The sequence below is a fragment of the Bartonella sp. CL162QHHD genome, assembly GCF_042195435.1.
Lineage (GTDB): Bacteria > Pseudomonadota > Alphaproteobacteria > Rhizobiales > Rhizobiaceae > Bartonella.
In genome coordinates this window covers 1-7,949 of record NZ_JBHIOG010000077.1, presented here as the reverse complement: position 1 = coordinate 7,949, position 7,949 = coordinate 1, and the positions used below count along the sequence as shown (strand labels likewise).

The window sequence follows — 7,949 nt, the reverse complement described above, 5'->3', positions numbered from 1 at the left end:
CAAGCACTCACACAATATCCAGATCTTGCCATGAAAATCATAGGCAACACGTTAAGCCCTCAAGAAGGCTATAGAACATTGACAGCGGAAGAAAAGGCAGAGCAGGGATTGCCTGAGGATATGACTTTCCAAGTCTCAACAAGCACGGGGAAAATTATACCTGTCCAAGGAGGACAGCGTTCCACTGCTTCTGGATTAGGGGGGAATACCGATGGCATGCTGTCAAAGCCTGAATCAGGTTATATGTATGTTAAGGATGAAAATGCACTTGGTGGCATACGTGCGATGCCAATTGCAGGCAGTGGTGCAGAACATAAATTAATTCAAGAACAGAAGGAGGAGGAGCGTAAAAACCAACAAACACAAATGCAAATTCTGGATACAGCAGACAGGTCAAATCGTATACTCTCAGCATCTAAAGAATTGCTAAAAACTATTGAGGAACACCCGCATGTTGTTGGTTTCACGGGTCCTATAATGTCGTTCCTTCCTAATTCTAAGGCAAAAGATTTTGGGCATATGCTCGATTCATTGAAGGCAAGTATCGGGCTTGATGCCTTGAGAAAAGCAAAAGCATTTTCACCAAATGGCGCATCTGGCTTTGGGAATTTGTCTAATATGGAATTGCAAGCATTGCAAAACTCTGTAGCGGCGTTGTATCAAGATCTTTCTGCAGAGCAAATGAAGAAATCTTTAAAAACAGTTATTGACACTTTCAATAAATCCAATGCAGCAACGCGCGCAATTCTTTTTGGTGGTGCAGAAGCAACAAACGAGCTCGTTCGAGCCGCCTATGGGCAAGATGCTTATAAGGGAAATCATGCACAGTCAAATGATCCACTAGAAAAACAGATAGAAGCATTGCCGGAAGGCATGTTGTTCGTTGATAGAGATGGACGCATTAAGGAGAAACAAACCAATGGCTGAAGTAATCCCCCCTCTTATTAATCGTAAAAACACAAGAGTCATTGGGCATATAAGTGACTATACACCAGAACAGCTTCAAGAGCTTTTCGCGAAGAATAAGGAAAGGCTAAGTGGTTCTGTTACAGGAAATAGTGGTGCAACAGAAGAAGATGGTCCACATCCAAGTGCAGCGGGTGCTTTTGGATGGGGTGCTCTTCATGGGTTAACTATGGGGTATGATGATGAAATAGCTGGAGTATTCGCTTCGGGACCTCTGGGACCTATTAATTATTGGATGGGAGATGAAGAAGCAGTTAAAAAATATAATGAAGTGACAAAGCGATGGCGTGACTATCAAAGAGCGGCGAACCGAGATCAGTTTTATGCATCTATTGCGGGGAATTTAGCGGGTGCTGCAATTCCTTTTCTAATACCAGGTCTTGGCGCTCCTGCGGCTGCTCGTGCGGCAATTGGGGCTGATGTTGTGCTGGGAGGTAGAGCTGGTGTTGCAGGAGCACAAATAACCAGTAAAGCTTTAGCAGCAGGAGAAAGGGCGGTGCAATCTGCTTTAGCAGAGGGTGCGGAACGGGCAGCGGCAAAAGCCGCAGGTGAAGCAGCAATGAAAGCAGTAGCAAGTAAAGAGGCGGCAAAATTTAGCTTGGGGCGTGCAGCAAAAACTGGAGCCATTTATGGTGGAATAGCAGGCAGTGGTGAAGGGGAAGGGCTTGCAGATACTCTAGTGTCTGCTGGGTTTGGTGCAGGGTTAGGCGTTGCAACACCATTTGTGGCACATTCTGCTTTAAAGGTTACACCTTTTGTTACAAAACCATTCAAAGTAACGGCTTCTGGTGTTAAGAAAACATCTGCTGTTGTCAAAAAAACAGCTGAGAAATTGTTTGGTAAAACTGAACCAATAACACAAGGTGTAGAAAAAGAAGCATTTCAGATAAGCGATAGAGCGCTTAGGGATGTAAGCCAAACTTTAGGGGATGAAGGTGTTGATAAACTTGAAAGGGCATTAAAACAGCGAGGTCCTGATTCAATGATTATTGATCTTCATGATGAGCTTGCTACAAGAGCTTTTAAGGCAGCAAAAAAAGATTCTGATACATATTCGCTCATAAGTAATCGTTTGGGAGCTAGACAAGATGCGAGTGCACTGCGGGTAAAGGATGCGTTGACAGATGTGATGGGTCCAAAAGTAGATACGCTTAATTTAAAGCAAGAGATTATCAAACAAGCACAGAAAAAGGCTGAACCATTTTATGAGAGGGCGAAAGCTTCTCCCATTTCTAATGCTGTTCGTGAAGATTTATTGCGGTTGCAAGAAACTCCTGCCTTCCAAAAAGCCTATAAAAAAGCAATTGCGCAAATGCCAAATGAAGCGGATGCAACAGTTATAGGGAGCAATGGATATCCAAAGCTGAATATGCGAATTTTACATAAGATGAAAGAGGTTTTGGATGATCAAATTAATTCTGCGCGCATCAAAGGAAAACAAGGATATGCGCGAGATTTGACTCTGTTCAAACAACGCATTCTGGACGTTTTGGATACGTCCTCTCCAGATTATGCTAAAGCACGGAAAATTTATTATGACGAGCGTACTATTGGTGATGCCCTCGAGCAGGGAGAGCAAGCACTGAAGAAGAGCGTTAATCTCGACACAATCAACAGTCAACTTTCGGATTTTGGGTTGATGGAAAAAGAGGCTTTTCAAAAAGGGATGCGGTCACAAATAGAAACTGCGGCAGGCAATGCACAGAATTTTGAACACAGTCTTTTGAGTTTGTTTGACACAAAAAATGGTCAAGAAAAATTGCAGCGGAGTTATGGTGAGGATAAAGCAAAACAGCTTATGAAAGTGTTGCGACCAGAAGTGGAAAGAACAAAGCTTTTTGCACGCTTGCCAAACCATATAGGTGAAGTGGAAGAGAGGGGGGAACAACAGACTATGGGTATAGGAAAGATTGCTTTCATCAAGGCAGTTGTAAAAAATTTCGCAAGAGAATTTGGACGCAAATTCTCAAGCGTCCATAAAGATACTGAGAGAGATATTGCAGCGCTTATAACAGCGCGGGAAAAAGGAGATTTTGGGTTAGCAAGAGAAAAAGCCGTTGAACTAATTAAGACGTTTCATGAAGCAGAAAAGAAACGCTTAATAACACGAGAAAATTATACGAAATTCATTAATTTTGTTGGCATTATTTTGAATAGCAGCGTTGATAGAACGGTTATAAACTAATGATCAATTTTCATCCCAAAGTGAAGCGTGCCATTTCACAGGCAGCACAAAAATATGGTTTACCAGAAAGCTTTCTTGAACGTGTTGCTATGATAGAAAGTAATGGTAATCCAAATGCAAGAAATAAGAACAGCAGTGCAGGGGGGCTGTATCAAATTCTCGATTCAACAGCAAAACACTATCAACTGAATAATAAGTTTGATCCCTTTCAAGCAACCGATGCTATGGCACGGTTAACGAAGGATAATACGCGTTATTTAGTCACAGCATTAGGCAGAGAGCCATCAGAGGCAGAGCTTTACCTCGCACACCAACAAGGACCAGCAGGGGCAGTAAAGCTTATCAAAAATCCACATATTCCAGCGAGCCAGCTTTTAGGTCGACAGGCAGTCACACTCAACGGTGGCAACATGGAAGCTACAGCAGGGGATTTTATGAATCATATTTATGGGCTTTATAATAAAACGGGAGATGCTTTGAAGAGAACGATACAGCAAAACCAAAGCAATGGACAAGCAGCACCAAACGAGGTGGGTCCTTTGCGTGGGTTTGAGAGGATTCAAAAGACACTTCAAGGTAATCAAGTGGGTCAAGGTAATCAAGGGGGCAACCAATTGATGGCATATGACACGCCATTTCCAAACAGAATGATGGCACCTGAAAGCAGAGACAATTTAACAGGACAGATTATGGAAACCACACCATTGCAAGCACAAGGTATTGATGCAGGTGCTCTTAAAAAGGGCTTTTCCGGTTTGCTTCATTTAATGAGAGAGAATGGAGAACGACAAAAACAGCAGGCACAGATGGTACAGCAACAAATGTTACAGCAACCAGTCATGGCGGGTTTCTCACAATCGACTGGGGGACCAACAGATTTAACACCTCTTATTGATCCCTCTAGGCGGCAATCTGTTGGTTCCTATGGGCGGCAAAAAGAAGAGCAATTGCGCGAAGAGCTATTAAGAAGAACGGGGGCTTATCATGTCTGATATTTATGACTGGTCACTCACAGCTGATCAAAATGCCAATTCCGATAGTATCATTAATTGGGCAGAAGGGCAGCCGCCTAGTTCTGTTAATGATAGTGCGCGGGTCATGATGCAGCGTATACGTGAATATCTTGCCGATAATGGTGGTTCTCTTGACTCAAAGTTTATTGTGAATGGAAAGGAACAAACAACATCAATTACGTTGACGACGGTTTCTCCAATAGCAAAATATAAAAACGATATCATTATCCGCTTTAAGGCGTGTGGTATAAATATTGGTACGACAACAATAAACATGAATAATATAGGAGCAAAGCCACTCTATAAAGCCACCAGCACGGGAATAGTATCATTGACAGGTGGTGAGTTACAAACAAATGGTATTTATGAAATAGTCTATAATGATGGCGTATCAACAAAAGGTCTTGATGGCTGGTATCTTTTAAACCCTACCCCCATTCCACCACCGAAGGTCGAAACCTTTCCTTGTGGTTTTATTGCGACCTTTGCTATGCAAGAAGTCCCAAACGGCTGGCTTTTATGTGATGGCGCTACTTATGAACGCAAGGATTATCCGCAATTATTCAAGGCGATAGGGGATAAATGGGGAAAAAACAGCGATACAACCTTTAAAGTTCCAGACTTTAGAGGAGTGTTTTTGCGCGGCTTTGATAATGGTCGCGGTTTAGACAGAAGTAGACAATTTGCCGATATACAGCAAGATTGCCTTAAATCGCATACACATGCTTGTACCATTGAAGAGGCAGGTCAACATACGCATAAGCATGATTATTCTATGGTTACAAGAGTTGGTCAAATAGGTGGCAGAAATCCTGCTTTTGGTAATTCATATTATACAAAAGATACACAACCTGCTGGAGTGCACACGCATAAGGTAACGATTTCTTCAACGGGCGAGGCAGAAACACGCCCTGTTAATGTACCGGTTGTTTATGCCATAAAATCATAAGGTTTTCAGATGATCAATAATCCGTCTGCTATTGATGATATTGCGGACGCGGAGCAAATCCGCGTCCTTTTTTATGCAAGCAATCGAATGGTTCATGCACCCTTAAATAAGGTACTTGATCTTGTCAAAAGCGACATACAGCATGATCTTTTAAGCGCTTTGGCAGAATATAAAGAAGCGACAGATCAACGCATAGAGACCATGCAAAAACTTGTTGATGAATTACAGTCTCTCATCTCCCACAACCTCAAAAAATAGACTTACTAAGGAATGAAACGCGATGCCATTACCCTATCACACACATATATTTAAGCTTGAACCAGCAACAAAAGAAGAAGTTAAAGAAGGTGTTTTAGATAGTAAGGCTCTTGCACCTGTTTCAGTGGGGAGTGCAGCAGCTTATGAGGTAGAATATTTTGCAACCGCTGCTCAAGGAAAAAAGGCTGATGATGCTATTGCAAAGAGAGATATTGGAGCCCTTGCTTACAAAGATAAGGTCACAATTTGTGATATTGAAGCAAGTGGTGAAGCTTGTGAGAATACGATTTTATCAGGCGCTGGCTGGGTAAAAATATCGCCTTTAGGGATTGGCGATATGAAGGCTGCTACATATGACCCCGACAATGTGGGGGCAAATGCATTTTCTATGGAAAATATGCACGAGGGTCCTACCAAAAAGATCTTAACCACAGAGGAAAGATCAAAGCTACGATGGTTGAGTTCTACGCAGCCAACGATGGAAAAATGGCGGAGGGGAGATGAAGGTGTTTATTATCCCATATCTCCGGTAGATCTCAAAAATACCATTCGTTATTTTGTAGGCTCAAAGTCTGTTGGTATGTCAAAATCAGTTTATGATCCAGATAAAATAGAAAAAGATGCCTTTGATATGGAGAATATGAAAGAGGGGAATACGCATCTTATTTTAACCCCTCAAGAACGTGCACAGGTTGCAAAAATTGATAAAATTAAAGATGTGGCACAACACGCACAGGAAAGCGCACAACAAGGGCTTTATGCAGCAAGTGAGGCAAGGAGTATAGGGAGTGCTGCATTCAATACAGCGAAAGATGCGCAAGATCACGCTGTAGATGCGAAAAATACCGCTGAGTCCGCACAAAAAACAGGAGACAGGGCACAAGCTGTGGCAAGTGTCGCACAAGAAACAGCGGATAGTGTACAGAAAAAAGTTGATCTCATTCAACCTCTTGCAAAAAAAGACTGGATTGATGGCATAAAGACAGTGGATGCACTTATCTCACCAGCCAAACTGATGGCTTCAATCAAAGCAAATAGTAGCAATAGCAGCGGCGCTGGTAGCGGCAACAATGGTGGCGGGGTTAGAAAACCTGTTGAAATTCTGATGACAGAAAGCGGAGATATTCCATTGCCTGATGGTATTACTGCTGACACCGATATCGAAGTATGGGCTTGGGGCGGTGGAGGTGGTGGCGTTAAGGATGGTGGCGGCGGCGGCGGTCAATGTGTGCATGTTAAAATGAAAGGTTCTGATTTAGATAAATTAAAAACAGCTTACATTGGTCGTGGTGGTAAAGGCAATGACAGTAACATTTTGTGCAATGGTGGTAGAACAATGATCAAAGGGCTTGTTACAGCAGAAGGAGGATATTCCGTTTCCATGACTCTCGTTAACTTTGGAGGGAAAGGTGGCGATGGAGGAGGAAACAGAGAGGGCATCAGTGGTGAGAGTTTTATTTTTTCTGGTGGGAATGGTGGAGGAAGTGGAGTCGATGGCAAGAGAGCTGGTACCGGTGGAAGTTCGTTTCTTGGCGGCGGCGGCGGCGGTGGTGGTCAATGCAAGGGTTCTATCATGGGGCAAGGTGGTGAGAGTTACAAAGGTGGTAACGGTGGTAGAGGTGGTAAAGAATGCGGCGGCGGCGGCGGTGGATATTTTGATGGGAAACACGGAAGCGACAAAATTGGCGGCGACGGCGGTGATGGAGCAGTACTCATAAAGGTATATTTATAAGGTGAATTGAACAATGGCACGGAAAATAAGTAAAGACTGTTTATACTGTTTAAAAAAGTGGGAAGGTTTGCGCTTGCAGGCTTATCAAGATGCTTCTGGCGTATGGACGATTGGTTATGGTCATACGAAAAAAGCTGGTCAACCAACAGTGGTTGAGGGCATGGTGATTACGGAAAAAAAAGCCGAAACCATGCTTTTAGCAGATTTGCGGCAATATGAGAGGGCGGTAGAAAAAGCAGTTTGTGTGAATTTAAGCGACGAGCAGTTCGGCGCTCTTGTTTCCTTTTGTTATAATGTGGGTATTGCAGCTTTCCAAAACTCTACACTGCTTAAAAGTCTTAATCGGGGGGATTATGAAGCCGTTCCCTTCGAATTACAAAAGTGGACTAAAGCGGGAGGCAAACGTTTACAAGGTCTTGTACACCGGCGTGTAGCAGAGGCAGGGTTGTGGGCGAAAGGGGCTTATGTTTCTTCTAATTATCAAACAGTAGAATCCAAAGAGCCAACAGGGTTTCTCAAAGCAGAAGCATTGGCACCGATTATTGGTTCTTTCTCAGGTCTTGGTGGGTTTTTAGTGGGCAATGGACCCATTCAATGGGCTTTAGCCGCCATTATGGTTTTAGCCGCATGTACTGGCATTTTCTTTGTTGCTAAACGCTTTCAGGAGCACCGCCTATGATCTTATGGATGAAAAGAAACTTGATGGTAACAGGTGCGGCTTTAGCCGCTTTTTTTATTGCCTTAGCAAGAGCTTTTACTCTTGGTAAAAAAGCAGAGCAACAAAAGCAAACAGAAAAAGCTTTAAAAGCAGCCACAACACGGCTGGAGGTGGAAAGTGAAGTTAAT

6 protein-coding genes and 1 pseudogene are annotated in these 7,949 nt (G+C 43.1%); all 7 read left to right on the top strand.

The features are described 5' to 3' along the window. Positions 1 to 927 (top strand): annotated as a pseudogene (locus tag ACFILD_RS08365) (hypothetical protein); the annotation flags it as partial. Next, positions 920 to 3,151 carry a hypothetical protein gene (locus ACFILD_RS08360; protein ID WP_375665062.1) on the top strand — a complete coding sequence of 744 codons (2,232 nt, stop codon included), beginning with the start codon at positions 920 to 922 and terminating at the stop codon, positions 3,149 to 3,151. The pseudogene ACFILD_RS08365 and the gene ACFILD_RS08360, both read left to right, overlap by 8 nt. Next, a complete protein-coding gene (locus ACFILD_RS08355; RefSeq protein ID WP_375665060.1) occupies positions 3,151 to 4,143 on the top strand; it encodes a transglycosylase SLT domain-containing protein in 993 nt (330 codons plus the stop codon). Before ACFILD_RS08360 ends, ACFILD_RS08355 begins: the two co-directional genes overlap by 1 nt. Next, the gene (locus ACFILD_RS08350; RefSeq protein ID WP_375665058.1) at positions 4,136 to 5,113 is read left to right on the top strand and encodes a tail fiber protein; all 978 of its coding nucleotides are present in this window, start codon (positions 4,136 to 4,138) and stop codon (positions 5,111 to 5,113) included. The genes ACFILD_RS08355 and ACFILD_RS08350 overlap by 8 nt, the downstream gene beginning before the upstream one ends. Positions 5,114 to 5,122: 9 nt before the next feature. Further along, positions 5,123 to 5,371, top strand: a complete 249-nt coding sequence (locus tag ACFILD_RS08345) for a hypothetical protein (protein WP_015856343.1) — start codon at positions 5,123 to 5,125, stop codon at positions 5,369 to 5,371. Positions 5,372 to 5,393: 22 nt separating this feature from the next. Beyond that, positions 5,394 to 7,103, top strand: a complete 1,710-nt coding sequence (locus tag ACFILD_RS08340) for a hypothetical protein (RefSeq protein ID WP_375665056.1) — start codon at positions 5,394 to 5,396, stop codon at positions 7,101 to 7,103. Between the two features lie 13 nt (positions 7,104 to 7,116). Then, complete coding sequence (locus ACFILD_RS08335; protein WP_375665054.1) at positions 7,117 to 7,782, top strand: lysozyme; 666 nt, start codon at positions 7,117 to 7,119, stop codon at positions 7,780 to 7,782. Positions 7,783 to 7,949 lie beyond the last annotated feature (167 nt).

What these genes read in the sequence shown, in the direction of transcription:
- ACFILD_RS08360 (WP_375665062.1), top strand. Translation starts at nt 920, where the DNA reads ATGGCTGAAGTAATCCCCCCTCTTATTAATCGTAAAAACACAAGAGTC.
- ACFILD_RS08355 (WP_375665060.1), top strand. Translation starts at nt 3,151, where the DNA reads ATGATCAATTTTCATCCCAAAGTGAAGCGTGCCATTTCACAGGCAGCA.
- ACFILD_RS08350 (WP_375665058.1), top strand. Translation starts at nt 4,136, where the DNA reads ATGTCTGATATTTATGACTGGTCACTCACAGCTGATCAAAATGCCAAT.
- ACFILD_RS08345 (WP_015856343.1), top strand. Translation starts at nt 5,123, where the DNA reads ATGATCAATAATCCGTCTGCTATTGATGATATTGCGGACGCGGAGCAA.
- ACFILD_RS08340 (WP_375665056.1), top strand. Translation starts at nt 5,394, where the DNA reads ATGCCATTACCCTATCACACACATATATTTAAGCTTGAACCAGCAACA.
- ACFILD_RS08335 (WP_375665054.1), top strand. Translation starts at nt 7,117, where the DNA reads ATGGCACGGAAAATAAGTAAAGACTGTTTATACTGTTTAAAAAAGTGG.